Origin of the sequence: Qipengyuania pacifica, assembly GCF_019857205.1 — a bacterium.
Classification (GTDB): Bacteria; Pseudomonadota; Alphaproteobacteria; order Sphingomonadales; family Sphingomonadaceae; genus Qipengyuania; species Qipengyuania pacifica.
This window is the reverse complement of record NZ_JAHWXO010000016.1, coordinates 1-25,113: the sequence shown is the minus strand read 5'-3', so window position 1 is coordinate 25,113 and position 25,113 is coordinate 1. Positions and strand designations below refer to the sequence as shown.

Annotated in this window: 26 protein-coding genes; 14 read left to right on the top strand and 12 right to left on the bottom strand. The window is 63.0% G+C overall.

Features of this window, described 5'->3' with window-relative positions; genetic code table 11:
• Positions 1-8: 8 nt before the first annotated feature.
• Positions 9-1,430: a protein adenylyltransferase SelO family protein gene (locus KYK83_RS16235; protein ID WP_222829011.1), complete on the bottom strand. Its 1,422-nt coding sequence runs from the start codon at positions 1,428-1,430 to the stop codon at positions 9-11.
• A gap of 75 nt (positions 1,431-1,505) precedes the next feature.
• On the opposite strand from KYK83_RS16235, the gene KYK83_RS16230 reads away from it, so the two are divergent.
• The 5 genes from KYK83_RS16230 to KYK83_RS16210 all read left to right on the top strand — a co-directional run bounded on the left by KYK83_RS16230 (position 1,506) and on the right by KYK83_RS16210 (position 7,227).
• Entirely contained in the window at positions 1,506-2,372 is an 867-nt protein-coding gene (locus tag KYK83_RS16230; RefSeq protein WP_222829010.1) for an alpha/beta fold hydrolase, read from the top strand.
• Entirely contained in the window at positions 2,369-3,514 is a 1,146-nt protein-coding gene (locus KYK83_RS16225) for a glycosyltransferase family 4 protein (protein ID WP_222829009.1), read from the top strand. Before KYK83_RS16230 ends, KYK83_RS16225 begins: the two co-directional genes overlap by 4 nt.
• Before the next feature lie 117 nt (positions 3,515-3,631).
• On the top strand, positions 3,632-4,432 hold the full coding sequence (locus tag KYK83_RS16220) for a tetratricopeptide repeat protein (protein WP_222829008.1): 801 nt from the start codon (positions 3,632-3,634) through the stop codon (positions 4,430-4,432).
• 43 nt (positions 4,433-4,475) lie between these two features.
• Positions 4,476-5,819, top strand: coding sequence for an outer membrane protein assembly factor BamB family protein (locus tag KYK83_RS16215; RefSeq protein WP_222829007.1), 1,344 nt, complete (start codon positions 4,476-4,478; stop codon positions 5,817-5,819).
• Between the two features lie 55 nt (positions 5,820-5,874).
• The gene (locus KYK83_RS16210; protein ID WP_222829006.1) at positions 5,875-7,227 is read left to right on the top strand and encodes a methyltransferase family protein; all 1,353 of its coding nucleotides are present in this window, start codon (positions 5,875-5,877) and stop codon (positions 7,225-7,227) included.
• 3 nt (positions 7,228-7,230) lie between these two features.
• Here the strand turns inward: KYK83_RS16210 and KYK83_RS16205 are convergent, their stop codons facing one another.
• The 3 genes from KYK83_RS16205 to KYK83_RS16195 are packed head-to-tail and all read right to left on the bottom strand — an operon-like array spanning position 7,231 to position 9,720.
• A complete protein-coding gene (locus KYK83_RS16205) occupies positions 7,231-7,533 on the bottom strand; it encodes a putative quinol monooxygenase (protein ID WP_103024376.1) in 303 nt (100 codons plus the stop codon).
• 19 nt (positions 7,534-7,552) lie between these two features.
• On the bottom strand, positions 7,553-8,923 hold the full coding sequence (locus KYK83_RS16200) for a glutamate--cysteine ligase (protein ID WP_222829005.1): 1,371 nt from the start codon (positions 8,921-8,923) through the stop codon (positions 7,553-7,555).
• Positions 8,924-8,964: 41 nt separating this feature from the next.
• Positions 8,965-9,720, bottom strand: a complete 756-nt coding sequence (locus tag KYK83_RS16195) for a 16S rRNA (uracil(1498)-N(3))-methyltransferase (RefSeq protein WP_222829004.1) — start codon at positions 9,718-9,720, stop codon at positions 8,965-8,967.
• A gap of 39 nt (positions 9,721-9,759) precedes the next feature.
• Here KYK83_RS16195 and ubiA point away from each other — a divergent pair, with 39 nt between their 5' ends.
• The 4 genes from ubiA (at position 9,760) to KYK83_RS16175 (ending at position 12,150) form a co-directional block, all read left to right on the top strand.
• Positions 9,760-10,674, top strand: a complete 915-nt coding sequence (gene ubiA, locus KYK83_RS16190) for a 4-hydroxybenzoate octaprenyltransferase (RefSeq protein WP_222829003.1) — start codon at positions 9,760-9,762, stop codon at positions 10,672-10,674.
• Positions 10,674-11,300, top strand: coding sequence for an SOS response-associated peptidase (locus KYK83_RS16185; RefSeq protein WP_222829002.1), 627 nt, complete (start codon positions 10,674-10,676; stop codon positions 11,298-11,300). The genes ubiA and KYK83_RS16185 overlap by 1 nt, the downstream gene beginning before the upstream one ends.
• A gap of 5 nt (positions 11,301-11,305) precedes the next feature.
• On the top strand, positions 11,306-11,758 hold the full coding sequence (locus KYK83_RS16180; protein ID WP_222829001.1) for a tRNA (cytidine(34)-2'-O)-methyltransferase: 453 nt from the start codon (positions 11,306-11,308) through the stop codon (positions 11,756-11,758).
• Positions 11,759-11,826: 68 nt separating this feature from the next.
• Positions 11,827-12,150, top strand: a complete 324-nt coding sequence (locus KYK83_RS16175; RefSeq protein ID WP_103024382.1) for an ArsR/SmtB family transcription factor — start codon at positions 11,827-11,829, stop codon at positions 12,148-12,150.
• Between the two features lie 17 nt (positions 12,151-12,167).
• Here the strand turns inward: KYK83_RS16175 and KYK83_RS16170 are convergent, their stop codons facing one another.
• A complete protein-coding gene (locus KYK83_RS16170; protein WP_222829000.1) occupies positions 12,168-12,539 on the bottom strand; it encodes a VOC family protein in 372 nt (123 codons plus the stop codon).
• A 125-nt stretch (positions 12,540-12,664) separates the two neighbouring features.
• Here KYK83_RS16170 and soxR point away from each other — a divergent pair, with 125 nt between their 5' ends.
• Together soxR and KYK83_RS16160 are read left to right on the top strand one after the other, a co-directional pair.
• Positions 12,665-13,102, top strand: a complete 438-nt coding sequence (soxR, locus tag KYK83_RS16165; RefSeq protein WP_103024384.1) for a redox-sensitive transcriptional activator SoxR — start codon at positions 12,665-12,667, stop codon at positions 13,100-13,102.
• 124 nt (positions 13,103-13,226) lie between these two features.
• Positions 13,227-13,547, top strand: coding sequence for a DMT family transporter (locus KYK83_RS16160; protein ID WP_196845832.1), 321 nt, complete (start codon positions 13,227-13,229; stop codon positions 13,545-13,547).
• Between the two features lie 21 nt (positions 13,548-13,568).
• Here KYK83_RS16160 and KYK83_RS16155 read toward each other — a convergent pair whose 3' ends face one another.
• Positions 13,569-14,096, bottom strand: coding sequence for a SixA phosphatase family protein (locus tag KYK83_RS16155; RefSeq protein WP_196845833.1), 528 nt, complete (start codon positions 14,094-14,096; stop codon positions 13,569-13,571).
• Between the two features lie 10 nt (positions 14,097-14,106).
• Positions 14,107-16,845 (bottom strand): ATP-dependent DNA helicase, encoded by a 2,739-nt coding sequence (locus tag KYK83_RS16150; protein WP_222829019.1) that lies wholly within the window; start codon positions 16,843-16,845, stop codon positions 14,107-14,109.
• Positions 16,846-17,043: 198 nt separating this feature from the next.
• Between KYK83_RS16150 and KYK83_RS16145 the strand changes: the two genes are divergently transcribed.
• Positions 17,044-18,003 (top strand): hypothetical protein, encoded by a 960-nt coding sequence (locus KYK83_RS16145; RefSeq protein WP_222828999.1) that lies wholly within the window; start codon positions 17,044-17,046, stop codon positions 18,001-18,003.
• A gap of 87 nt (positions 18,004-18,090) precedes the next feature.
• Here the strand turns inward: KYK83_RS16145 and KYK83_RS16140 are convergent, their stop codons facing one another.
• On the bottom strand, positions 18,091-18,750 hold the full coding sequence (locus KYK83_RS16140) for a potassium channel family protein (protein WP_234003214.1): 660 nt from the start codon (positions 18,748-18,750) through the stop codon (positions 18,091-18,093).
• Entirely contained in the window at positions 18,740-20,068 is a 1,329-nt protein-coding gene (locus KYK83_RS16135) for a TrkH family potassium uptake protein (RefSeq protein WP_103024388.1), read from the bottom strand. The genes KYK83_RS16140 and KYK83_RS16135 overlap by 11 nt, the downstream gene beginning before the upstream one ends.
• A gap of 121 nt (positions 20,069-20,189) precedes the next feature.
• Between KYK83_RS16135 and KYK83_RS16130 the strand changes: the two genes are divergently transcribed.
• Entirely contained in the window at positions 20,190-21,815 is a 1,626-nt protein-coding gene (locus tag KYK83_RS16130) for a lysine--tRNA ligase (protein ID WP_222828998.1), read from the top strand.
• A 39-nt stretch (positions 21,816-21,854) separates the two neighbouring features.
• On the opposite strand, the gene KYK83_RS16125 is transcribed toward KYK83_RS16130, so the two are convergent.
• Positions 21,855-22,526: a prolyl hydroxylase family protein gene (locus KYK83_RS16125; RefSeq protein ID WP_103024389.1), complete on the bottom strand. Its 672-nt coding sequence runs from the start codon at positions 22,524-22,526 to the stop codon at positions 21,855-21,857.
• A gap of 98 nt (positions 22,527-22,624) precedes the next feature.
• On the opposite strand from KYK83_RS16125, the gene KYK83_RS16120 reads away from it, so the two are divergent.
• Complete coding sequence (locus KYK83_RS16120) at positions 22,625-23,179, top strand: cytochrome b (RefSeq protein ID WP_222828997.1); 555 nt, start codon at positions 22,625-22,627, stop codon at positions 23,177-23,179.
• Between the two features lie 83 nt (positions 23,180-23,262).
• On the opposite strand, the gene KYK83_RS16115 is transcribed toward KYK83_RS16120, so the two are convergent.
• Together KYK83_RS16115 and KYK83_RS16110 are read right to left on the bottom strand one after the other, a co-directional pair.
• Positions 23,263-24,252, bottom strand: a complete 990-nt coding sequence (locus KYK83_RS16115) for an RcnB family protein (RefSeq protein ID WP_248284526.1) — start codon at positions 24,250-24,252, stop codon at positions 23,263-23,265.
• Between the two features lie 211 nt (positions 24,253-24,463).
• The gene (locus KYK83_RS16110; protein WP_196845835.1) at positions 24,464-24,901 is read right to left on the bottom strand and encodes an FKBP-type peptidyl-prolyl cis-trans isomerase; all 438 of its coding nucleotides are present in this window, start codon (positions 24,899-24,901) and stop codon (positions 24,464-24,466) included.
• Positions 24,902-25,113 lie beyond the last annotated feature (212 nt).

Here is a 25,113-nt window from a genome sequence, read left to right as displayed (position 1 = left end):
GCTCCGCGTCAATTCAAGTCGTCGGCCTGGGGTGGCAAGTGGCCTTGGGGCAGCGGAGGGGCGCCATGCGCGTCGCCCATCCGGCGAAGAGCGGCGACCTTGTCGTGAAGGGGTGCCCATTCATCGCTTTCGGCAATCGCTGCCCAGATGGTTTCGACCTCGTCGATCAGCATCGATTCAGGGCCGTCGCCATGCCAGTAGGGATGGGTGTCGCCGACCGGCTTGAAGCCTTGCATGATCTCGGCCAGTGCGCCGGTCGCGCTGCGTCCGCCGCGATGATCGAAGAAGAATTGATCGGGCGCGATACCGCTTCCGGTCATCTTCTTTTCGCATGCATTCACCAAGCCCGCGTTGGCCTCGGCATCGCGGCTTTCCAGCCCCAGTCGCCAGCACCAGCGTCTGCCGATTGCCTCCATGTAGAGCGGACCGAAGCGCTCCATCGCTGCGATCAGGGGCGGGGCATCGGTAAGGAGGCGCAAGGCGACGGCGAACTGGCCGCAGTTCCAATGAAGCGCTTCAGGCTGGCGCCCGAAAGCGTAGAGGCCCTGATGATCGAAATAGGCGGCCGTGAAGCTAGGATCCCACTTGGACAGGAAACGCCATGGGCCATAGTCGAAGCTTTCGCCCGAAATGTTCATATTGTCTGTGTTCAGCACGCCGTGGACAAAGCCGGCCACCATCCAGCTGGCGGCGAGATCGGCCATGCGTTCGACCACCAGGTGCATCAGGCGCACCGATGGATCGTCGCGGCCCGGAGCATCGTCTGGCGGGGGAGGGCCGGGAAACTGCTCGAGGCAATAATCGACGAGCCGTGCCATGTGCTCGGCTTCTTCCAGGGCAAGCAGACGCTGGAAGGTGCCGATGCGGATATGACCGTGGCTGAGGCGAGTCATGACGGCTGAACGCGTCGGGCTGGGTTCGTCCCCGCGCCACAATTCCTCGCCCGTTTCCACGACGCTGAATGTCTTGGACGTATAAACGCCAAGACCTTCGAGCATGTCGGTGGCGAGGATTTCCCTTACCGCGCCTTTCAGGGTGAGCCGCCCGTCGCCTGCACGGCTCCACGGTGTCTGGCCCGATCCCTTGGTGCCGAGATCGAGCAGGCGATTTTCTCCATCGCGCATCTGTGCAAACAGAAAACCGCGGCCATCCCCGATTTCCGGATTGTACACGCGAAACTGGTGGCCGTGGTACCGCAGGGCCAGCGGACGGGCGAGATTGTCTGCCAGAGGCTCGAACCGTCCGAAATGATTTTGCCACTGGTCGTCGGTCAACCCGTCCAGTCCGACACCTGCGGCATGCAGGTCATTGCGAAACCGCAGGCGGGTTTTCGGGAAATCGGCAGGCGCGACGGGATCACCCAGCCAATCGGCCAAAGATTCGATCGGCGTGTCGGGGCGATAGCTCACGGCTTGCGGTTCGGCGCGCATGCAGCGATAGTGGGCGGCAAGCCCATCTGTTACAAGGGCACCTGAGACAAGCCACCAAGGTTTTCGCCGCCAGACATGGATAAAAGCTTTACCGACCGCCACTGGCAGAGCGCCGACGGTCTCACCCTGCATTTCCGGGAATATGGCAGTGCCGGCAATCGCCCACCGGTGATCTGCCTGCACGGCCTGACGCGCAATGCGCGCGATTTCGAAGATCTTGCGCCGCACATCGCGGGGCAGGGCTGGCGTGTGCTGGTCCCTTCTATGCGGGGGCGCGGCGATAGCGACTATGCCGAAGATCCGGAGAGCTATCAGGTCGGCACCTACATGCTGGACGTTCTGGCCCTGCTCGATACAGAAGAAATCGACAGCTTCGTGTCGATCGGGACATCGATGGGCGGGCTGATCACATTGGCACTGGCCGCGGTCCACCCCGATCGCATCAGGGGGGCGGTATTAAACGATGTCGGGCCCTTGCTGGAAACCGCAGGACTCGATGCGATCAAGACATATGTCGGCCAGGGCCGCAGCTTCCCCACCTGGATGCATGCGGCCCGTGCGCTCGAGGAAGTGCATGGCGATGCCTTTCCCGACTACGGAACCGAAGAGTGGATCGCCATGGCCAAGCGCACGCTGACGCTGTGCAACAACGGCCGGATCGCCTTCGATTACGATATGAAAATCGCAGAGCCGATCATGGCTGCGGACGAAGCAGCGGTTCCGCCGGACCTGTGGCCGGCATTCGGCGTTCTGGCTGACAGGCCATTGGCGCTGTTGCGCGGCGAGTTGTCGCAGCTCTTGTCGGTACAGGCCTTCGAAGAGATGCAGCGCCGTGCACCCGGCGCCATTGCTGCCACGGTTCCCGCCGTCGGCCATGCGCCAACGCTGGACGAACCCGAGGCACGTGCGGCGATCGACGCTCTGTTGGCGCGCTGCGCATGACGCGGGCACGACCGGGCACGGTGCCGCATATCCTGCACCTGCATTCCACCTTTGCGCCCGGCGGCAAGGAACTGCGCACGGTGCAGTTGATCAATGCCCTGGGCAAGAAGGCGCGGCACACGATCGTATCGGGCGAACCGGCGGAGCAGGGCGCTGCGGACCGGATCACGCGAGGTCTGGAAGTCGGCATGCAGCCGGAATTTCCGAGCCTGAAGGGTTGGCCCCTGCCGGGCCGGCTGCAGAAGCTGGCCAAGGCCATGAAGGGCTACGATCTCGTCTGTACGTATAATTGGGGCGCGATGGATGCCGCCATGGCGCACACGCTGTTCAAGGATCTGCATGGCCTTCCGCCGCTCATTCACCACGAGGACGGTTTTGACGAAACGGAGCTGAAAAAGCTCAAGAAAAGCAGGACGTGGTATCGCCGCATCGCATTGGGCAAGGCGTCGGGGCTGGTCGTTCCTTCCGAACGACTGGAAGAAATTGCGCTGGTCGATTGGCAGCAGCCGCTCGGCAGGGTGAAACGCATCCCCAATGGGGTCGATACCAAAGCCTTCGCCATGCGACCCAAGAAGGACGCTCTCCGTCTGATAAAGCATCCCGGGGAGTTCTGGGTCGGTACACTGGCCGGATTGCGCACGGTCAAGAACCTGCCGCGACTGGTGCGGATCTTTACCGAACTGGATGAAAACTGGCATCTCGTGATCCTTGGCGAGGGCGAGGCGCGCAACGCCATCCTCGCCGAAGCCGATCGATTGCAGATCAATCACCGGGTCCACCTGCCGGGCGCCGTTTCGGATCCGGCACGCGTCGTCGGGCTGTTCGACATCTTCGCACTGTCGAGCGATTCGGAGCAGTTCCCGCTGTCGGTGGTCGAAGCAATGGCGGCCGGACTGCCCGTTGTTGCCCCCGCGGTGGGCGATATTGCGAATATGGTTTCCGACAGAAACGCCGAGTTCATTGCCAGTCCCGGAAACGAGGAGGAACTGGGTACGGCGCTGGCGAGGCTGGCTGGGTCGAAAGACCTGCGCAAAGAGGTTGGAGAAGCCAATCGAACCAAGGCTGTAGCCGAATTCGACGAAGCGAAGATGATCGCGACCTATCGTCGACTGTATTCCAGTGCGATGAAAATTGATCTCTAAAGCGTTTCAGCCGCGGTTAACCCGGGCGGGGACAGGCTTTAGCGACCATTGCCCTTGTCCGCGCCTATCCTTAAAGAGCCGCGCAAACCGATATCTACCGAGATGGAGCCCGGCCCTGTGGCCCTGACACCCAAGAACCAACTGACCCGCCAAGACAAGCGCGCCCAGCAGGATAACGCCCAGCAGGAAGCGCTCATGCGCGAAGTCGACGATGCCGTCCGTCAGGGCGACGCCGAAGAATTCCTCAGCAAGTGGGGGAAGCCGCTTTTCGCACTCCTGATCGTCGGCCTTCTGGCGTTCGGCGGTTACCTCTTCTGGCAGAGCCGACAGGAAGCTGCGATGGAGCGTAATTCCGAAGCTCTCGTCGCGGCGCTGGATCAGGTCCAGGCCGGCAATGTCGATTCCGCTTACGATCGGCTGGAGGAACTGGCCGCTTCAGACAAAAGCGGGGCAGGCGTTGCCGCGGCAATGATGCGCGCGGGGATTGCCCAGCAGCGCGGCGATGCCGCGGAAGCTTCCACCATTTTCAAAAGCGTGGCTGCAAACGACAAGGCGCCGCCCGCAATGCGCGAGCTTGCTTCTCTGCGCGATGTCACGCTGAATTACGACAAGATGACGAGCGCCGACATCGTCGCCACGCTCAAACCGCTGGCCACACCCGGCAACGCGTTCTTCGCGAGTGCGGGCGAACTGGTAGCCCACGCCTATCTCGATCAGGGAAAGCGTGCCGAAGCGGGTGCCTTGTTCGCGCAGATCGCGAAAGACGAAAACAGCCCTGAATCAGCGCGTTCGCGCGCGCGGCAGATGGCCGGAGTTCTGGGCGTCGATGCGATCGAAGATGTCGATGCATTGCTCGAAGCTCAGGGAATCGGACGCGATAATCCTGAAGGCGCCGGCCCCTCGGTAGAAACCGAATAGGAACGCCCTGGCTTTGCCGAATACTGACGAAACGAGGAAACAGATGAACTGCAGCAATATTTCGCGCACCGCGCTTGTCGCAGCACTGGCCATCGGCCTCGGGGCTTGCAGCGGCGGGCTTTTCGGCGGCGGCGACGGCAAGAAGGTCACGCCCACGATGGGTGAACGCCAGCCGATCCTCTCGCGCATCGAAACCGGCGCGAAGGTAGATCCGGCGCTGGCGGACGTGTCGGTGGTTCTTCCTCCTGCGCGGGTCAACGAAACCTGGGCGCAGGCCGGGGGCAATGCGGCCAAATCTTACGGGCATCTGGCGCTGGCCGATACACCAAGCCGGCTCTTCAGCGTCAATGTCGAAGGGGCCAGTCAGCGCCGTCGTCTCGGCGCATCGCCGGTAATCGGTGACGGCATGATGTTCGTGGTCGGCGGGAACGGCGCTCTGACCGCTTTCGACGCCCAGACGGGTGCGCGGCGCTGGGGCTATAATCCTGGTGTCGCCAATAATCTCAAACCGTCCGCATTCGGCGGTGGTGCAAGCTACGACGACGGCAAGATCTACATGACCGACGGTGTCGGCGATGTGGTCGCGCTGAACGCCTCCGATGGTTCGGTAATCTGGAAGGTCAAGCCGTCCGGCCCGCTGCGCGGTTCGCCAACCGTAGCCTTCGGTTCCATCTTCGTCATGACGCAGGATAACCAGATATTCGCCCTGAACGCCACGAACGGCGAGGTTCAGTGGCAGGAATCGGGATCATCCACTCAGGCCGGAGTCTTCGGCGTCGCCGCCCCTGCGGCAGGGCAAGGTACGGTTATCGCCGGGTACAGCTCGGGCGAACTCATCGCTCACCGCTACGAAAATGGCCGTACATTGTGGGCGGATGCCCTGGCGCTCACGTCGATCTCGACCCAGGTCGGATCGCTAACCGACATCGATGCCGATCCGATCATCGACAACGGCCGCGTCTATGCGCTTGGCCAGGGTGGCCGGATGGCTGCCTATGAACTGGTCAGCGGGCAACGGATCTGGGAGCTCAATCTCGCGGGCATTTCCACGCCGGCCATCGCAGGCGAATGGCTGTTCACTCTTACCGACGATGCTCGTCTGCTGGCGATTGCCCGCTCCACCGGCAAGGTGCGGTGGCTGACCCAGCTGCCGCGCTGGCGGAACGAGAAGAAGAAGGAAGATCCGATCTTCTGGTCCGGTCCGGTCCTTGCCGGCAACAATCTGTGGGCGGTCAATTCCGAAGGCAAGGTGTACCGTATCAGCACCGGCGAAGGTGCAGCGTCCGAATTCACGGACCTGAAGGAGCCGGTATCGCTGGCGCCGGTCGTTGCAAACAACACGCTTTATATTCTTGACGATAGCGGACGGATTACCGCCTTTCGCTGATTTTGCTGCTACCGTGACCCGTGTGTTAACCAATGAAGGCTAACGAGCGAGGGTCATGACTGCGATAGCGCCAGCACCACCCACCCGGCCGAAGAGCGACGTCTCCTCGGCCGTCGGGTTGGTGGGGCTTGCAGGCCTGCTTGGCTGGGTCGTTTTCGCCCGATCCTTTCCGGACATCGCCGCGGCTTTCGATCTAGCCGTCCCGCGTGAGACATTGGGCGGTCCCAATTCCGCATTGGTCGGCTTGCTGGCGGCCGCGCTGCCCATGGCAGCGTGGTCCGTTCTGGTCGATAAGGTCCATCGACGCCCTTCGACCGGGCTCGACTGGTCGCTGGTACGCAGCCGAAAGCCGGATCGCGGTGTAACCCTGGTCAAACTGGCCGGGTTATGGGCGACATGGGCCATCATCGCCTGTCTGTATTGTCTGTGCCGGTGGTACTGGGACGGTCAGTACGTCTTTTCGATACAGGTGCTTGCTTACGCCGCCATCCCGCTTGTGGTGCTGTCCCTGCCGTACATCTTCTGGATTGACCGCGCGCTGGTAAAGCAACGCGATCACACCTGGCATTTCGGCGCCCTTTTGCTGATGCGGCCCGGCTGGGACGCGGAAGAAATCAAGAAGCACTGGCGCGCGTGGAGCATCAAGGCCTTCTTCACCGCCTTCATGATTTCGATCATTCCGTTCGCTTTCCGCACGGTTGTGACAGCTGACATCGCGGAAGTCACGGCGCGGCCGGAACGGGTGGTGCTGACGGCTATCGAAGCGATGTTCATGATCGATGTGATGATCGGCACGGTCGGATACATCGTCACGATGCGGCCGCTCGATGCGCATATCCGGTCGGGCAATCCCCTGCTAGCAGGGTGGGCCGCTGCACTGATCTGCTATCCACCCCTGGTATGGGGCATTCTGGGTGACGGCAGGGCGATCAATTACGAACAGAACGCGGCAGGTTGGCTCCACTGGCTTGCGGGCCACGATACTCTGATCGCCGTGTGGGGCGGGGTGCTGGTCCTGCTTACGGGCATTTATGCCTGGGCCACCTTTGCTTTCGGGCTTCGGTTTTCCAATCTCACCTATCGCGGCGTGCTGACGAACGGCCCCTATCGCTTCACGCGCCATCCCGCCTATCTGTCGAAGAACCTCTTCTGGTGGTGTTCCGTCCTGCCGTTTCTCGTCACCACGGGTTCGCCGGTTGAGGCGATACGCAACAGCTTCTTTCTGCTGGTCGTGAACGGCATCTACTTCTGGCGCGCCAAGACGGAGGAGGCGCACCTCTTGGCCGAAGATCCGAAGTATCGGGAATATTACGCGTGGATGGCGCATAACGGCCTGATAACCGCGCCGCTGACCAAATTGTGGAACCGCTTCAGGCCGCGCCCCGCGATTTCGGTGGAAGCGACCTGATAATTACCCGAGCGGCTGGCCGTCGTCGGTCTGGTACATACGCAGATCGCGCTTTTCCGGCGGGTTGGCCGCCATCACCTGACGGAACTGTTCCATATGGGCAGATTTGCCATGCGCATCCAGCGCCTGCTGATCGCGCCACCGTTCGAACAGGACCAGCGTATCGGGGTCTGCAAGATCGCTGGCGAAGCTGTAATCGATGCACCCGTCCTCTGCGCGGCTGGCGCGCACCATCTCGACCAGTGCCTTGCGCGTTGCGGCGTCGAGCGGGCGACCCAGCTTAATCATTCCGTTGATCTGGATCATTGCCGTTCTCCCAGGCTTGTCAGAAGCTGTATTTGTAAACGCGGCTGATGTCTTCGCCCCATTCACCATGATAGCGGTTCAGCAGGACCTGAGCCGGCACTCTGCCGCTGGCCACGATTTCGTCCAGCGTTTCCAGAAAGCCCGTTTCATTATCGCCGGAGGAGTTGAGGCGCGCCCGCTTGGCAAGACCGGAGCGGGCAATGGGAAGCACCTGCCTTGCAAGGTCGCGCAATGTGCCACCGCCCGGGATCGGCGCGTCGAGCGCCAGTTTGGGCACGGCATTGCGCAGGTCTTCCCGTTCTTCCACGGTCCAGTCCTTGACGAGATCCCAAGCCGCATCGAGCGAGCTCTGTTCATAGAGCAGGCCCACCCAGAATGCGGGGAGGGCACAGATCCGGCTCCACGGGCCGCCATCGGCGCCGCGCATTTCCAGGAAGCTCTTGAGGCGGACTTCGGGAAATGCGGTCGAGAGGTGATCCCACCAGTCGCTCTGCGTCGGCTTTTCGCCCGGCAGAACCGACAGCTTGCCGTCGAGGAAATCGCGGAAACTGAGGCCGGCGGCATCGATGTATTTCCCATCACGGAAGACGAAATACATCGGCACGTCGAGCATGTAATCGACCCAGCGTTCATAACCAAAGCCGTCTTCGAACACGAAGGGCAGCATGCCGGTACGATGCGGATCGGTATCGCTCCAGATATGGCTGCGAAAGGACAGGTACCCGTTGGGCTTGCCTTCGGTGAAGGGCGAATTGGCAAACAGTGCCGTGGCGAGCGGCTGAAGGGCCAGGCTGGTGCGAAACTTGTGCGCCATGTCCGCCTCGCTCGAATAGTCGAGGTTTACCTGGATGGTGCAGGTACGCAGCATCATGTCGAGGCCGAGGCTGCCGACGCGCGGCATGTGCCGAAGCATGATGTCGTAGCGGCCCTTGGGCATGATCGGCAGATCTTCGCGTGTCTTGTCGGGCCACATGCCGAGGCCCAGGAAACCGACACCGAACCGTTCGCCGACTTGTTTGACCTGATCGAGATGGCGCCCAGTTTCAGCACAGGTTTCGTGAAGGTTTTCAAGCGGAGCGCCGGACAGTTCGAGCTGTCCCGCCGGTTCAAGGCTTACGGTCCCGTCGTCGCCGCGCATGGCGATAACCTTGCCGCCTTCTTCGACGGGCTCCCAGCCGAACTCCCGCAAACTCAGCAGGATATCCCGAATACCTCCTGGCTCGTCATATGACGGCGCCTTGAACGTCTTGCGACAGTAGACGAGCTTTTCATGCTCCGTACCGATCCGCCAGGCGTCTTTCGGTTTCTCCCCACCGGCCATCGGCGCGACGAGCTGGTCGCGCGATTCGATGATGGGATCTTCACTGCTGGAGGTGTCGCGCGTGCTCATGCTGGTTGCGATAGGAAACCGAACCTTGCGTGGAAAGGAAATTATTCTTCGCCGAGCCAGTCGCCTGCCTCGGCCATCCAGACCGATATTCCCGCTATGGCTGCTGTCTCGCCGCGCAGGATGCGCGGGCCGAGGCTGATCGCCACAGACGCTGGATGCGCACGGATGGCGGCGCGTTCCGCATCGTCGAAGCCGCCTTCCGGACCGACCAGCAAGGCGGCGGGGCCTTCGGCATAGCAAAAAGCATCGGCAGCCGCCTCGCCCCCGTCCTCGTCGGCGAAGAACAGGTGCCGTTCCTGCGGCCAGTCACGCAGCAGCGCGTCGAGCTTCGTGACGGGAGCGATCTCGGGCAGCGCCGTACGGGCGCATTGTTCAGCCGCTTCTGTGACGATCGTATCGGCACGCTCGGGATTCAGCTTGTCCGCCACGCACCGCCGCGTGACGATGGGCGAAATGCGGGCGACCCCGAGCTCGGTCGCCTTTTCGAGGACGATGTCGAACCGGTCTTTTTTCAGCAGAGCCGCGCAAAGCCAGAAATCCGGCACCGGCTCGCGCGGGCGCAGATGGTCGGTGGGCTGCAGCAGGACATGGCGTTTGCCGGTCTCAACCACTTCTGCCGCCCATTCACCGCTGATATCGTCGCATAAAATCACGGCGTCGCCTGGCGAAACGCGCATGACCTTTGCAAGGTAGTGCGCCTGATTGCCTTCGACCTGCACAGGCTGTTTCGACGACAGTTCCTGTTCGACGAAAAGGCGAGGAGCGGATTTGGGCGGCCATTCTGGTGTTGCGGGCATGGCTTTGCAGGTGGCACGCCTGCGGTTAGGGAGCAAGCGATGAGCGAAACCGCCAACATGGATGTCGTACCCGACAGCGAACATCGCGGCATTGTCGCGAGACTGCCGCAAGTGCCGCGCGATCTTGCGCAATTGGCGCGTTTCGATCGGCCGATCGGCTGGTGGCTGCTGTTCTGGCCCTGCGCCTGGGGCGTGTGGCTGACGGGGGCGGGTTGGCAATTGGAACTCGTCGCCTGGCTCCTTCTCGGGAGCATCGCCATGCGCGGCGCAGGCTGCGTCTATAACGACATCGTCGATGCGGATCTGGATCGCAGGGTGGCCCGCACCGCTGCCCGGCCCGTGGCGAGCGGGCGCGTTTCGAAGAAACTGGCATGGGGCTGGCTGTGCGCTCTGGGCTCTGTCGGACTGCTGGTGCTGCTGCAACTGCGCCCGATCGCGCAGGGCGTGGCACTTGCCAGTGTCCTGCTGGTGGCGGCATATCCGTTCATGAAGCGCATCACATGGTGGCCGCAGGCCTGGCTGGGGATGGTGTTCACCTGGGGACTGCTGGTCGGCTGGACACAGTTGCGCGCAGACAATCTGGACGCGCTGGCCGCCATGTACGCCGGCGCGGCGCTGTGGGTCATCGGATATGACACGATCTATGCCATGCAGGATCGCGAAGACGATGCGCTTGTCGGCATTCGGTCTTCCGCCTTGCGTATGGGTACCAAAGTGCGCGGCGGGGTGGCATTCTGCTATGCTGCGGCCGTGGCACTTTGGGCGCTGGCCTTCTGGCTCTACCGGGCAGACTGGGTTGCACTGCTGGCGCTCCTGCCGGCAGCAGGACATCTCCTCTGGCAGGTTGCGACGCTTGATGGAGAGGCGCCGGGCAATCCGCTGGATCGCTTCCGCGCCAATCGGTGGACCGGCGCGCTCGTCGCTGCCGCGTGCTTCGTCGTAGGCAATGCCTGATGTGCAACCTCTACCGCATGACCAAGGGCAGGGACGAGGTCGCCAGATTGTTCAGGGCGGTAAACGATCTGGGCGGCGCAAATTTCGGCGAAGAGGTATTTCCCGGCTATCCCGGTGCCGTGGTGGCCGAAGGCATGCTCAGCCAGATGACCTGGGGGTTTCCTCTTGTCCTCAAGGGCAAGAACGGTCAGCCCTTGAAGCCTAGGCCGGTCAACAACACGCGCACCGACAAGCTCGACAGTTTCTTCTGGCGCTACAGCTTCGAAGAACGGCGCTGCCTGATCCCCGTTACCGCCTGGGCCGAAGCCGAAGGCCCAAAAGGGGGCAAGACCCGCACCTGGCTGTCGCGTCCGGATGCGGACCTTTTCGCCGTAGCGGGCGTATGGCGCGATAGCGACGAATGGGGGCATTGCTATTCCATGGTCATGACCGATGCAGCGGCCGCCGCTGCCGAACTGCACACGCGAATGCCCGTGCTGCTGCGAGAGGAAGAGTGGCCCGTGTGGATCGACGGTGCGCCCGCGGATGCGCGCGCCTTGTGCGAGCCGTGGTCGGGCGATCTGGTGATCGAGCGGACCGATCAGCCTTGGGCCGGAGAGCCAGCGCCCATGCAGCGGCTGCTGTAACGCCTATGCGTATTGCCCTGTTCGAACCCGAGATTGCGGGCAATGTCGGCAACGTCATGCGCCTCGGCGCATGCATGGGCGCAGGCATCGACCTGATCGAACCGCTTGGGTTCCACTGGGACGACAGGCGGGTTCGCCGCGCCGCCATGGATTACATCGATCACGTCGAGATTATTCGCCACGCGGACTTCTCCGCATTCCGGAAAGCGCGCGCAGGTGCTCGTATTGTCCTCTTCACGACGCGGGCGACCCAGTCTTCTTACGACTTTTCCTATCGCCCTGACGACGTCCTGCTGTTCGGCAAGGAAAGCGCAGGCGTGACCGATGCCGTGCGCGCAGTGGTGGATGCGAGCGTGCGATTGCCGATGCGGGCAGAGGTCCGATCGCTCAATCTCGCCACCAGTGCGGGCATGGCTCTGGGCGAGGCGCTGCGGCAGACGCAGGGCCTGCCCGGATGAATCCTTGCCGTGGACAACTCCCGCGCGAGAATTGAGCGACTCGGCAAGGCATTCTTAACCTTGCGGGCATGACCGACACCTTCGCCGCTCTTTCGGATCCAACGCGTCGGCTCCTGCTCGATCGACTAAGCGAGAAGGGGGGCTTGACGCTCTCTGCTCTGGCCGAAGATCTGCCGATGACGCGGCAGGCGGTGGCCAAGCACCTCGCCGTGCTCGAAGCGGCCGAACTGGTCGCTACCGAACGCGACGGGCGCTGCAAGCGGCACTATCTTAATCCGATGCCACTGGCGAAAATGGCCCGCCGATGGCTCGGCCGGTTCGAGGATGTTCCTCTGGCCGCGATGGCTGGATTTCACGGCGCACCGGGTGCGGTTCAGGTGGCGCGAACATAGGCTCTCTGGGCAGCAGCTCATTCATAGCTGACCACCTCGAATTCGATCCCGTCCCAATCGAAGAAGTAGAACCGCCGGCCCGGTTCGTAATCGTCGTGGCCGAACGGTTTGAGCCCGTAGAACGTCACGACTTTCTCCGCCGCGTCGAGATCGTCGACAGTGAACGCCACGTGATTGAGCGGATTGCCCTTCGCAAAGTCGCCGGTCACGTGATTGCCCGTATAAAGGGCAATGTAGTCGTGCTTCTCACCCACATGGATCGAGCGTCCACCCATCTTGGATTCGCCGCGCCAGCGTTCTTCCCAGCCGAGCAGATCGATGAGCAGCGCGGCGCTGCGGTCGGGGTCCGTGACCGATATATTCGTGTGTTCAAGCCGTCCGATGGGCATTGTGCATCTCCTTTTTGGCAGGCGCCCGAACAGGGTTCGGACGAGTGCCTGCGGTTTCGATGCACACCCTATGCAACCTCAAGCTTACTTGAGGTCAAGCTTCAATTCGCCTATCAGAGAAATCGATGAATCCGAACGATCTGCTCACCATCGGCGACCTTGCGCGCCGGACCGGTCTCACCCCCTCGGCGATACGCTTTTACGAGGATAAAGGTCTTCTCCAGTCGCATCGTACCGGCGGTAACCAGCGGCGCTTCCTGCGCAGCGATATCCGGCGGCTGAGCTTCATTCTCATTGTGCAGAAGCTCGGCCTGTCGCTCGAAGAGATAGGCGAACATCTGCGCAGCCTACCGCAGGGCCGGACCCCGTCGAGCTTCGACTGGTGGAAGATCAGCGAGGCCATTCGCGAGAGCCTCGACCGCAGGATCGCCCAGCTCCAGTCGCTCCGCGACAATCTCGATGGCTGTATCGGATGCGGATGCCTGAGCCTGAAGACCTGCAAGCTGTACAACCCCGACGACGTTGCCGCCGAGGGCGGACCGGGGCCGCGGGTTCTGCGGTAAAGCCGGCAAATCCGTCAGCCGTATTGATTCCGCGCACAGCCGAAGGTATCGAATCCACGCGGAGACCACGTTCCCGCCTCTGACATTCAAGACCGGGACGGCCCGGCGATTTCAGGAGGCTGTTATGGCGTGGCTCGCTTTGTTTTTCGCAGGGCTTTTCGAAATTGTCTGGGCAACCGCGATGAAGCAGTCGGAAGGCTTCACGCGCTTCTGGCCCACCGTCACCATGATCGCTGGAATGATCCTGAGCTTCGGGCTGCTGGCCTGGTCGATGAAGGTGCTGCCGCTGGGAACCGCCTATACGATCTGGACGGGGATCGGCGCGCTCGGGGCCTTCATCATCGGGATTGCCTATTTCGGCGAAGCGTTTTCATTCGCCCGCGTGACGGCTGCCGTCCTGATCGTATGCGGGCTCGTTCTCATGAAAATATCGACGCCGGCCTGATCGCGCGACGCCTCTGCCGGGTCAGTATTCCGGTCCGAGATCGGCGTCGAGGTCGCGCGGGCGGGCGAAGTGCACCAGCTTCCCGCAGCCGTCCCGCAGATCCGCCCAGTCTTCGATGTCGAGTTCGAACACGGCGAAAGCGGCGGTGGGAAATTTTACCTTGGCTTCATCGTACAGGGCGTTTTCGTTTTTCGGAGCCACCAGTTCGAACAGCATGTCGCCAAGGCCGGGGTTGTGGCCCGACACGAGCAGCGTGTCGGCATCGCCGCCTGCCTCGCGGATCACTTCCATGATGGTGTCCGTTCCTGCGAGATAGAGCCGTTCGTCCCATTGCGGTTCGAGATCGGGGATACCTTCGGACAGGGTGAGCTTCACCCGCTCTGCCGGACTGGCGACGAGCTTGTCCCACTTGATCCCATGTTCGCGGATATGATCGCCCACGACCTGCGCGCCCTTGCGGCCACGGGTGTTGAGGCCGCGGTCGAAATCGCGCTTGTCGCTCTGGCCCCAATCGGACTTCGCATGGCGCAGCAGGCCGAGAATTTTCATGCGTGCGTCTTCACTGAGGCTGCTTCTCCGCTGGCGAATGCTCGGGGCTAACAACACCGTTGGCCACGCGCTGTAAAGCTTCTTCGAGTGTCAGCCTCGTGACGGGTGTGCCTTCGGGGAAGGCCGACAGCAGCCGTGTCGGGAATGCGGGAGAGAGGACCACGAAATGGCCGGAGTCCTCGCGCGTGCGGATCAGGCGCCCGAAAGCCTGCGCCAAGCGTGCGCGAATGATCCGGTCGTCATACCGTTTCGCACCGCCATCCTGCTCGGCGGCAGCAGCGCGGCGGGCGCGGTGGAGAATGGTGGGGCGCGGCCAGGGCACGCTTTCCATCACGACGCAGCGCAGCGACCGGCCGGGCACGTCGACCCCGTCGCGCAGCGCATCGGTGCCGAGCAGGCTGGCGCGCGGATCGTCCCGGAATATGTCCGTCAGCGTGCCTGTATCGATCGGGTCGACGTGCTGGGCATAAAGCGGCAGGCCTGTGCGGGCGAGCCGGTCAGCGATGCGGCCATAGACCGCGCGCATCCGGCGGATGGCAGTGAACAGGCCCAGCACGCCGCCATCAGATGCCTCGATCAGCCGCGCGTAGGCGCCGGCGAGCGCCGGAATGTCGCCCTTCCGGATGTCGGTGACGATCAGAACTTCGGCACGGCTGGCATAATCGAATGGGCTGTCTGCCTGCGCTGTCTTTGGAGCGAGTTCGAGATGGGGTGCGCCGCTCTTGGCGATGGCATGGGGCCAGTCGGGCCCGGTTTCGTCGCGATCGGTCAGGGTGGCGCTGGTCAGCATCACCCCGTGAGCCGGTTCGAGCACCACCCGGGCGAACGGCTTCATCGGATCGAGCCAGTGACGGTAGAGCCCGACGTCGAATTCGCGGGCATCGTTGCGGTCGACCTGTAGCCAGTCGACGAATTCGGGGTCCGCCGGACCGCCCAGCCGCGACAGCAGGGCTTCCCAGGCTGCGATGAGGTCGATCCGCCAGGCGAGCGAGTGGCGGGCCCCCTCGATCCGGGCGCGGCCCTGGCCATCGAGCCAGTCGGGCGCGTCTTCCATGATGGCTTCCAGACGACCGGCGAGTTTCAGCAGGGGGGTGCGTATCGCGGCAAGCGCCTGTGCGGCGGTCCCGGCCGCCTCGACAAGCTCGCCCGGCAGCTGCGCGCATTCGGTTTCGATCCCGTATCCCGCTTCCAATCCGCTTTCGTCGCGCGCGAATGTGGTCGTGCGCACGGCAGCGAGCAATTCCTCGAGCGGGCCGAGGGGGGCAGCTTCGGCCAAACGTCCCAGCCAGCCTTCGGACGGTAGCGCCTGGGCGGCGTCGACTGCGGCTTCGACGGCCACGCCGCCTGCATCGTCATAGCTTGCGACATCGGCGAGCCGCGCCGAAAGCCCACGGCGACGGCCGCGGCTGTTCTTTTCCGGGCCGATGATCCAGCGGCGCAGTTCGATCGCTTCCTGCCCGGTAAGCGCGGCGGAGAACGTGCTGTCGGCGGCATCGAAAACATGATGCCCTTCGTCGAAGATGATCCGCGTCGGACGGCTGGCCGGATCGCGCCCGCGCGCTGCGTTGACCATCACCAGCGCATGGTTCGCAATCACGAGATCCGCCTGCGCCGCATTCCTGGCGCTGCGTTCGATGAAGCATTTCCGATAGTGCGGGCAACCGGCGTAAACGCATTCGCCGCGCTGGTCCGTCAGGGCCGCGATCCCGCGTTTGCGGAAGAGCGTACCCAGCCAGCCGGGAAGGTCGCCGCCGATCATGTCGCCGTCCTGCGAATAGGCTGCCCAGCGGGCCACGAGATGGGCCAGGATTGCCGGGCGCCCGGCAAACCCGCCTTGCAGCGCATCTTCCAGATTGAGCAGGCAAAGGTAATTTTCCCTCCCCTTTCGCACCACGACCGGCGGTGAGCCGTCCGGGCGCGCTGCCGGCCATGCGCGATTGCTTTCGCGCCGCAACTGCCGCTGGAGGTTCTTGGTATAGGTCGATACCCACACCGTCCCGCCGGAGCGTTCCGCCCACAGCGACGCCGGAGCGAGATAGCCGAGCGTCTTGCCGATGCCGGTCCCGGCCTGCGCCAGTAGCACATGCGGGCGCTTTTGCCGGTCCCGGGGCCCGAAGACATGGCCCGCACCGCGCGAGAAGGACCGCTGGCCTTCACGCTGTTCGGCGCCTTCGCCGGTCAGCCGTGCAAGCTGGGCCTCGATCTCAGGCTCTTCGATCAAAACTTGCGCGGGCTGGGGACGCTCGGGCGTTTCTTCCCATTCGGGCAGACGGCTGAAGAGCCATTTTTCCGCCCGCTCCGGCCTTCTTATATGGGCCGAGAGAACACCGGCCCATGGCCAGCGCAGTCGTGCGAGAGATTGCAGCGAAGACCATGCGCCTTCGCGTTCGGCCCAGTCTTCGCTTTCGCAAGTGGCCATCAGCACGCCTGCCGCCTGCTGTAGTAATAGCGGAACCGATGCGTCGTCCACCGGCTCGTCCAGTGAAAGCGCGTGGGCGAGGCCTTTGGGGGTCGGCACGCAGAATCTGGCCGGGTGGATAAAGGCGAACAGTTCCAGCAGATCGAGGCCGGAAAGGTCGGGGTAACCCAGCCGACTGGCGACCAATGGCGCATTCATCAGCAATTGCGGCGTGTCGGCGGCGGCCATAACGGCTTCGCCCTTCGAACAGCCACGCGTACCGCCATTCGCATCGCGCAGCCAGGTGCCCGCGTGGCTGGCGTGAAGGGCGGGAAGAGGCAGGGGCTGGATCACCGAAAGACCATGAAAGGGAGGGAACGAAAAGTAAACAGAAGCTGGCAGAACTATGCCGAAGGGCGCTCGGTTCGTCGCGATTGGTCGGCGCTTAGCCGTGAAACGGATTCAATTATGCGCCGTAAATCAGGAGGATAGAGTTTTCTGAACGGTCGTTCATCGGAACTGTGGCGAAAAGATGCCCGTTTTATAGTCATGAAGAAGACACGCCACTTGATCGCCAGCGCCCCCATTGCGATTGCCGCGATGGCCGCGCTCCACACCACAGCAGCAGGTGCCCAGGAAGCGCCGACCATCGTGCTCGACATACCCGAGGAAGCGCCTGCCGCATCGACTGCGCCGGTCGTGCCGTCGACCGCGCCGGTAGCGACGACATCGCCGGTACCCGCGCCGATCACCGTTCAGCTTCCCGAGCCCGAGCCGGTGGCAGAGCCGCCAGTCGTGAACGAGGCAGAACCGGTTGCGACGACGCAGACGACCCGTGCGGCTACTCGCGAAGCGCCAGCACCAGCGCCGGTCGCCGCCACCCAGCAGGCAGAAGCTACAGCAGCGCCGTTCGCGAATAGCGTGCCCGAGGCCGCCGACCAGCAACCGCTCGCCGCCGCGACCGCTCCGGAAAGTGCACAGCCCGCCGCCGAGCTTACGCCGGTACAGGATCCCGTGAGCGATGGGTCGGGTGCTGCGCTGCTGTTCGCCCTTCTGGCCGTCGGCGGTGTCGGCCTTGCAGCATTCCTGCTGTTCCGTTCGCGTCGCCGCAAGCGGGATGAGGAAGTCCCCGTCATCGAGCAGCCGGTGGTTGCCGAGCCGCTGAGCCGGGACACTGAAACGGTGGGGACGACTTATGACAGCGAGCCTGCCCCGGCGATGCGTGCAGAACCGATCACGCCCGTGACGAGCAACAAGGACGTGGCTGTCGAACTGCCGAGCGAAGCACCGCGCAATCCGGCGGAACGCGATCGCCTGCTGAAGCGCATGATCGATGCGAAGCCGGACCGCGCCAACCCCTTCGCCTCGCACAAGGCCCGCGCCAAGAGGGCCCGTCTGATCCTGCAGTCGCTGGGTACCCGCTTTACCGATCGCAAGCCGGGCATCGATCTCAGCCAGTACACCAATGTCTGGCCTGAGCTGCGCGGCTGGCGTCCTGCGACGGCCTAAAAACCCACCCGACCCTCAAAGGTGTCGCAGCGGAAGGGGCGTCCACTACCGAGTTGGGCGTCCCTTTTGCGTGCCAGTTGCCGCATTCTAGATTGCCGAGAACTTTTCGATATCGGCGATGCGGCCCGAGACGACGAGTTCGTCGTCTTCGAAGATGATCGTGTCGGGGACGGCGTGAATGAAATTCTCGCCTTCCCGCTTCACGCCCACGACCGTTACATCGAACTTCTTGCGGCACTGGCTGGTGATCAATGGCAGACCCACGATCGGTTCGGGAGCCTTGAGCCGTGCAATGGCGAATTCCTCGCCAAAAGAGATGAAGTCCAGCAGGCGTTCGTTCAGCAGGTGCGCCACGCGTTCGCCCATGCGCTGTTCGGGAAACACGACATGAGTCGCCCCCGTGCGTTCGAGAATGCGGGCGTGCTTGTCGTTGGTGGCTTTCGCCCAGATGTTGGTCAAACCCAGATCCGACAGCGCGAGGACAGCCAGTACGCTGGCTTCGATATCCGTGCCGATGGCAACGACGGCCGCTTCGAAATCGGACACGCCGAGCTGTTCCAGCGTAGTCACTTCGGTGCAGTCAGCTTCGACCACCTTGGTCAGATCGCCGGCAAATTCCTGCACCAGCCGCGGGTCGGTGTCAGCGCCGAGAACTTCATGGCCCATGCGTTCGAGCGTGCGGGCGATCGCGCCCCCGAACCGGCCGAGACCGACAATCAGGACGGGTTTGCGTGTTTTAGCCGACAATGGGGTTCTCCTCGGGATAGCGATAGGGCCGCTCGCGGCCGCCCAGGGCCAGTGCGGTCGCCACGGTAATGGTGCCCACCCGCCCGATGAACATGAGCGCGCACAGAGCGATCAGCGCGCTGGGCGGCAGATCGGCGGTAATACCCGTCGACAGGCCTACCGTGGAAAAGGCCGATATGCATTCGAACAGGATATCGTCCAGTGGAAGGGGGCTGATCGATGCGATGTAGGTGGTCACGGCGAAAACGAGGGCGGCGGCCAGAACGGTGACCGAAAGGGCCTGACGTTCGACCGCCCGACCGAAGCGGCGCTGGAACAGGCCCGCATCGCGGCGACCCAGCACTTCCGACAGGACGATGGCAAACAGGACGAGGAAGGTGGTGACCTTGATACCGCCCGCGGTACCGGCGCTGCCGCCGCCCACGAACATCAGGAAATAATTCGCCATGATCGTTTCGTCGTGAAACGATCCGACGTCCAGGCTGTTGAAACCTGCCGTGCGGGGCATGACCGAATGGAATGCCGCGTTCAGCATTTTCGCGCCCGTTGTCATCGGCCCGAGCGTGTCCGGATTGTCCCATTCCATGGCTGCCGTCGCAACCAGGCCGAACAGCAGCAGGGCCACGGTGCCCGATACGGTGATCTTGGTATGAAGCGACCATTGCCGCCAGCGCAGCTTGTGCCGGCGGATGTCCTGCATCACCGGGAAACCGAGCGCGGTGAGAATGACCGAAAGCATGATCGGTCCCAGTATGACGGGGTCGGTCTGGTAGCTCATCACGCTGTCGGAAAAGCTGGAGAACCCGGCATTGTTGAAGGCGCTGACCGAATGGAACACCCCGTGCCATATCGCGGCGGGGATGGACATACCGTGCGTGATGGCGAAGCGGGCCGCCAGCACCAGGGCGACGGCGGCTTCGACGTAGATGGTGATCTTGAAGACCAGCTTGAGCACGGATGCAGCGTCGCCCGTTTCGAGCCGGTTGCGTTCCACCTGTGTCGCCATGCGATCGCGCAGCCCGAAGCCGCGACCGACCATCAATCCAAACAGGGTCGCTGCTGTCATGATGCCGAAGCCGCCGATCTGGAACAGGATCATCACTACGGTCTGGCCGAAAAGCGACCAGTAGACGGGCGTGTCCTCTACGATCAGGCCGGTAACGGAAACTGCAGAGGTAGCGGTAAAGAAGGCCGTGAGCAGCGGCGCGCGCGTTCCGTCCGCGGTCGCAAGGGGCAGGCTGAGTATGGCGGTGCCAACGATGATGAACCCGAGAAAAAGCACCGGGATCAATCGAATCGGATCGCGAAAGCGAAGCATGGCGGCCGCCCTTGCTCCCACCTTTCCAAGCAGTAAAGCCTAATTGCAGATCGCGGCACTGGTCGATCGCCCGCGCCTTCGCGCTTGCAACCGCGATCCGACTGGGCAAGAGGCAACTGCCATGAGCATGACCGATCTTATTACCGCCGCACGCGTTTCCAAGGCCTGGCCGTTTCAGGAGGCCCAGCGCCTGCTCAAACGCTATCCCGACGGTGCCAAGCCGGACGGTTCGCCGGTGCTGTTCGAAACCGGGTACGGACCCAGCGGTCTGCCGCATATCGGCACTTTCCAGGAAGTGCTGCGGACCACGCTGGTGCGCCGCGCCTTCGAAGCCATGATCGGTGCGAAGCCGGAAGACGGCAAGACGCGCCTTGTCGCCTTCAGCGACGACATGGACGGGCTGCGCAAGGTGCCGGACAATATCGCCAACAAGGACGTGCTGGCAGCCAATCTGGGCAAGCCGCTGACACGTATTCCGGATCCGTTCGGCACGCATGAAAGCTTTGCGCATCACAACAATGCGATGCTGCGCGAATTCCTCGACCGGTTCGGTTTCGAATATGAGTTCATGTCCGCCAGCGACCGCTACAATTCGGGCGCTTTCGACGACGCCCTGCGGCAGGTACTGCGCAAGAACGGCGCGATCCTCGACATCATGTTGCCGACATTGCGCGAAGAACGGCGCAAGACCTATTCGCCTGTCCTGCCCATCAGCCCGACCACGGGAGCGGTGTTGCAGGTGCCGGTGGAAGTGGTCGATGCCGAAGCTGGCACGATCCGCTTCACCGACGAGGATGGCAGCGTGGTCGAGCAGTCCGCACTTGGTGGGATGTCCAAGCTGCAGTGGAAGGTCGACTGGGCGATGCGCTGGTATGCGCTGGGCGTCGATTACGAGATGTGCGGCAAGGACCTGACCGACAGCGTCACGCAGTCGGGCAAGATCGTGCAGGTCCTGGGCGGCAAGAAGCCCGAGGGGCTGATCTACGAACTCTTCCTCGACGAGAAGGGCGAGAAGATTTCCAAGTCCAAGGGCAACGGCCTTACGATCGAGGAATGGCTGACCTATGGCAGCGAAGAGAGCCTGGGTTTCTACATCTTCCCCAATCCCAAGAGCGCCAAGCAGCTTCATGTTGGCGTGATCCCGCGCGCGGTGGACGATTACTGGCAGTTCCGCGAACGTCTGTCCGAACAAGATCTGGACAAGCAGCTGGGCAATCCGGTGTGGCACCTTGCGCGTGCCAATGGCGGCTTCGAAGGCAGCGAGGCACCGGGGGCGGGCGAAAGCCTGCCGGTGACCTATGGACTGCTGCTGAACCTTGCCAGCGTGCTGGGCGCCGAAGCGAGCGAGGCATCGCTGCGCGATTATCTGGAAAGCTATATCGGCGCAGGCCAGATTACGCCGGAACTGGAAGTGCTGATCAGCACTGCGGTTGCCTATACGCGCGATTACATCGTGCCCACGCTCGACAAGCGCGCACCGACCACGAACGAGGCGGAGGCGCTCCGCACGCTCGACGCCTATCTGGCCGATGCGAGCGAAGATACGAGCGCGGAAGATTTGCAGACGCAGGTCTATGAAATCGGCAAGCGCGAGGAGTACGGGTTCGAGAGCCTGCGCGACTGGTTCAAGGCGCTGTACCAGACATTGCTGGGCAGCGAGCAGGGGCCGCGCATGGGCAGCTTCATCGCGCTTTACGGCGTGGCCAATACCCGCACGCTGATTGCCGAGGCGCTGGCGAAGGCATAGTCGCTCCGGCCCGGGGCAGGGCCTCGGGGACCTGACGGTTCAGGTGTGCTTGCGCGTGCGGTACCATTTGGTCAGCACGTATTTCTGACCCTTGATGACCGGCGTTCCGGCGTGGAGCGTATCTTCATTCGGCAGGCCTTCGGGCGTGGCGTTGTTCCACACCAGCAGCACGCCGGGCTTGGGTTCGATCGAGGCACCAACCTCGACGAAGTGGGTGTGGCCGCCTTCTTCGACTTCGTTGAGGAAGGCCATGGCGGTCCAGCAACGCTGGCCGCCACGCTTGCGTTCGATGTTCCAATATTCCTGATCGGTATAGAACCAGTCGTTATGCGGCTTGAATTCCTGACCCGGCAGATAGCGCTGGCCCTGGATATTCTCGCCCACCTTTCCCGGCAGGCCGAGCGCATCGTCGATGCGGCGCGAGATCGATTTGACGAAGGGATCGTGGGGATCGAAATTGCCTGAATACGAGGTGCGGAACTTGGCCACATAAGCCGTTTCGTGAAGCTGGCTGGGCCGGGCGACGGCATCGATCATGTGCATCAGGCGCTGGCATTCTTCCGGCGTGAAGAAATCGCCGATGGCGTAGATGTCGGCCTTGTCGGTCGGGACCCGGTAGGCCTGCGGATCGGCATCGAGACGTTTGCGAACTCTGGCGCCGACGCGCTTCAGAGCATCCTGATCGGGAACGGGGGCGGTCTTGGTAGTCATGCGGGACGTGTAGCAATCGCATCGTCTGCGACAAGACGTGACTTGCCAGTTTGCACGCGCCCGGTAGGTAGGGGTGAAACGTTCCGGGGGAATGGACCATGACCGACACGACTGCGCGCCGCTATTCTGCAGGGGCGATGATATTTCACTGGCTGATCGCCATACTCGTCATCGCCAACTGGCAGATCGTCGAACGTGCCCATGATTTCGAAGGCGCGATGCGCGGCACGGTCATGGGTTATCACAAGGCCGTGGGCATCACGATCCTGGTGCTGACCGTGGGACGGCTGCTGTGGCGCTCCACGCACAAGGTGCCGCCCCTTCCGTCCGATCTTGCCGGATGGGAAAAGACGCTGGCGCGCACGGTGCATGTCATCTTCTACATCCTGCTCATCGCGCTGCCACTGGGCGGCTGGCTGGCCAATTCGCTGACCGGACGGAGCATCGATTTCTTCGGCCTGTTCACCATTCCGCAGCTTCCGGTGGGTGAGAACAGGACGCTGGGCGGCACCATCTTCGACATGCACGCGCTGGGCGGATCGATCTTCATCTATCTGATCGCGCTGCATGTTCTTGGCGCGCTGAAGCATACTTTCTTCGACAAGAACGGCGGCATTTTCCGCATGCTGCCCTTCGGCAAGGTACCGGGCTAGGCCCACGAAAAAGCCCCCGCCGATCACTCGACGGGGGCCTCATTGCCGACCGGACCACTCTCAAGCCGGCCGGCGGAAGGCGGTTACCAGAAGAAGTCGTAGATCACGTCGACCACTTCGCCGCTGTAGATATCGACCAGCATCACATCGTCGTAATAGCGGACCCAGCGATAGGGGCCGTAGACGGCGGGCAGGCGATAGCGCCACGGATCGTTGATCTGATACCGGCTGCCGAAGAACAGGCTGCCCAGCTGGAAGCCGATGCTGAGGCGGCGGTAGCGGTAATCGCGATAGGGCGAGTAATAGCGGCCGAGGCGATAGACGTTCCGGTTGCTGTGCCGGTAGCGCTGCCAGTCATAGCGGTTGTTGTTGCGCCAGCCACGCGAATCCCAGCGGTTGTAATCGTGCCAGCGGCGGCCGTCGTAATAGCGTGACTGACGCTGGTCGCGGCGGGCTTCGCGGTAACCGTCCCGGTATCCATCGCGGCGGATGTTGCGATCTTCATACCGGTCGCGGCGACGTTCGGCCTGACGACCGTTGCGATAGGCATTGTCGCGAATGCGGCGGTCTTCGCGCACGTCCCGCCGACGTTCGTCACGGCGGCCGTCGCGATAGGCCTCGCGCCGCGCTTCCTGGCGGCGGTCGACACGGTTGCGGTCGGTGTAGGAACGGTTGCGATCGCCGGAGTAGCTGCGATTGCGCTGCTGTGCTTCCGCCCGGGCGGCCTGGGCGCGGGCGGCCTGTTCGCGCGCCTGCTGGGAGCCACGATTGTCACGATTGAAATTGCGGTCGCCGCGGCTGATCGTGGCATCGCCGCGATTGCCCTGCCATGCTTCACGGCGCTGTTCGCGACGTTCGCTGCGCTGCTGGCGAGCCTCGCCGCGCTGGCGGGCTTCACCGCGATTGCCGCGCTGCTGGCGCGCATCGCCGCCGCGATTACCACGGTCGCCGCGATCTGCGCGTTCCTGCCGGTCGCGGGATTGTGCCACGGCTTCGGCGGGGAGGGCGGTGATCGCCATCGCCGCCGCGAGAGCGCCGAGCGCGCTGCCCTTCATCAATTTGGTCAGTTTCATGGAGCGAATCCTTCGTCGGTACTGCCGCTCCACCACCTGCGGCTGTTGTCGATGTCGCAACATGTAACACAACGGGCTGACCCGTAAGTGAACCGACTTGACGACCTTACGTTCATCTTGAGGCCGCATAACCTGAACCTCGCGTAATGATTCAAGGCATGGCCGGGCGGCACAGCGCTCGCCTTGGAGCGCCGCCGCCCGGCCGGATCGATCAGGCAGCCTGCTTGATATCGCGCAGGGTAATGTCGAAGGTAAGATCTTCGCCTGCGAGCGGGTGGTTGCCATCGGCCTTGATCGTCTGATCGCCGACTTCGACGATGTAGAGCGTCATGGGCGAACCGTCCTGCGCCTGCGCCTGCATGGCCATGCCGGGCTGCGGAGCGGGTTCGGGCGGCAGGTTTTCACGCGGAATGTCGATCACCAGCGCATCCTGGCGCGGGCCGAAGGCATTGGCGCAATCGATCGACACGCTCTGTTCTTCGCCAACGGCCATGCCGGTCAGTGCTTCTTCGATCTGCGGAAAGATCTGGCCGCTGCCGATGGTGATGTCCTGCGGGCCGGCCTGCTGGGTATTGCCGACTTCTTCGCCGTCGGTGCGCTTGAGTACGTAGTCGATGGTGACGGTGTCACCGCTGTTGGGAGTGGTCATGAATATCCTTCAAGATTTCGTGTTCGCAGCGCGAGGGTTGCACTGCTCGGGAAATGCACCCGCGGACCGGGCGCGTCGCCCGCGAGTCTGTCAAAAATTGGTGGGGGGAGTCAAACGAAGCGGACCCGAGCCCGGAATTTCCGCTTTGGGCAGACCATCACGCACGGTGAATGGCAGTGGTGAAAGAACGTGGGTAGTGGGACACACGAAAA

Coding starts and splice junctions, on each gene's coding strand:
- KYK83_RS16235 (WP_222829011.1), bottom strand. CDS start 1,430: ATGCGCGCCGAACCGCAAGCCGTGAGCTATCGCCCCGACACGCCGATC.
- KYK83_RS16230 (WP_222829010.1), top strand. CDS start 1,506: ATGGATAAAAGCTTTACCGACCGCCACTGGCAGAGCGCCGACGGTCTC.
- KYK83_RS16225 (WP_222829009.1), top strand. CDS start 2,369: ATGACGCGGGCACGACCGGGCACGGTGCCGCATATCCTGCACCTGCAT.
- KYK83_RS16215 (WP_222829007.1), top strand. CDS start 4,476: ATGAACTGCAGCAATATTTCGCGCACCGCGCTTGTCGCAGCACTGGCC.
- KYK83_RS16210 (WP_222829006.1), top strand. CDS start 5,875: ATGACTGCGATAGCGCCAGCACCACCCACCCGGCCGAAGAGCGACGTC.
- KYK83_RS16205 (WP_103024376.1), bottom strand. CDS start 7,533: ATGATCCAGATCAACGGAATGATTAAGCTGGGTCGCCCGCTCGACGCC.
- KYK83_RS16200 (WP_222829005.1), bottom strand. CDS start 8,923: ATGAGCACGCGCGACACCTCCAGCAGTGAAGATCCCATCATCGAATCG.
- KYK83_RS16195 (WP_222829004.1), bottom strand. CDS start 9,720: ATGCCCGCAACACCAGAATGGCCGCCCAAATCCGCTCCTCGCCTTTTC.
- ubiA (WP_222829003.1), top strand. CDS start 9,760: ATGAGCGAAACCGCCAACATGGATGTCGTACCCGACAGCGAACATCGC.
- KYK83_RS16185 (WP_222829002.1), top strand. CDS start 10,674: ATGTGCAACCTCTACCGCATGACCAAGGGCAGGGACGAGGTCGCCAGA.
- KYK83_RS16180 (WP_222829001.1), top strand. CDS start 11,306: ATGCGTATTGCCCTGTTCGAACCCGAGATTGCGGGCAATGTCGGCAAC.
- KYK83_RS16175 (WP_103024382.1), top strand. CDS start 11,827: ATGACCGACACCTTCGCCGCTCTTTCGGATCCAACGCGTCGGCTCCTG.
- KYK83_RS16170 (WP_222829000.1), bottom strand. CDS start 12,539: ATGCCCATCGGACGGCTTGAACACACGAATATATCGGTCACGGACCCC.
- soxR (WP_103024384.1), top strand. CDS start 12,665: ATGAATCCGAACGATCTGCTCACCATCGGCGACCTTGCGCGCCGGACC.
- KYK83_RS16160 (WP_196845832.1), top strand. CDS start 13,227: ATGGCGTGGCTCGCTTTGTTTTTCGCAGGGCTTTTCGAAATTGTCTGG.
- KYK83_RS16155 (WP_196845833.1), bottom strand. CDS start 14,096: ATGAAAATTCTCGGCCTGCTGCGCCATGCGAAGTCCGATTGGGGCCAG.
- KYK83_RS16145 (WP_222828999.1), top strand. CDS start 17,044: ATGAAGAAGACACGCCACTTGATCGCCAGCGCCCCCATTGCGATTGCC.
- KYK83_RS16135 (WP_103024388.1), bottom strand. CDS start 20,068: ATGCTTCGCTTTCGCGATCCGATTCGATTGATCCCGGTGCTTTTTCTC.
- KYK83_RS16130 (WP_222828998.1), top strand. CDS start 20,190: ATGAGCATGACCGATCTTATTACCGCCGCACGCGTTTCCAAGGCCTGG.
- KYK83_RS16125 (WP_103024389.1), bottom strand. CDS start 22,526: ATGACTACCAAGACCGCCCCCGTTCCCGATCAGGATGCTCTGAAGCGC.
- KYK83_RS16120 (WP_222828997.1), top strand. CDS start 22,625: ATGACCGACACGACTGCGCGCCGCTATTCTGCAGGGGCGATGATATTT.
- KYK83_RS16115 (WP_248284526.1), bottom strand. CDS start 24,252: ATGAAACTGACCAAATTGATGAAGGGCAGCGCGCTCGGCGCTCTCGCG.
- KYK83_RS16110 (WP_196845835.1), bottom strand. CDS start 24,901: ATGACCACTCCCAACAGCGGTGACACCGTCACCATCGACTACGTACTC.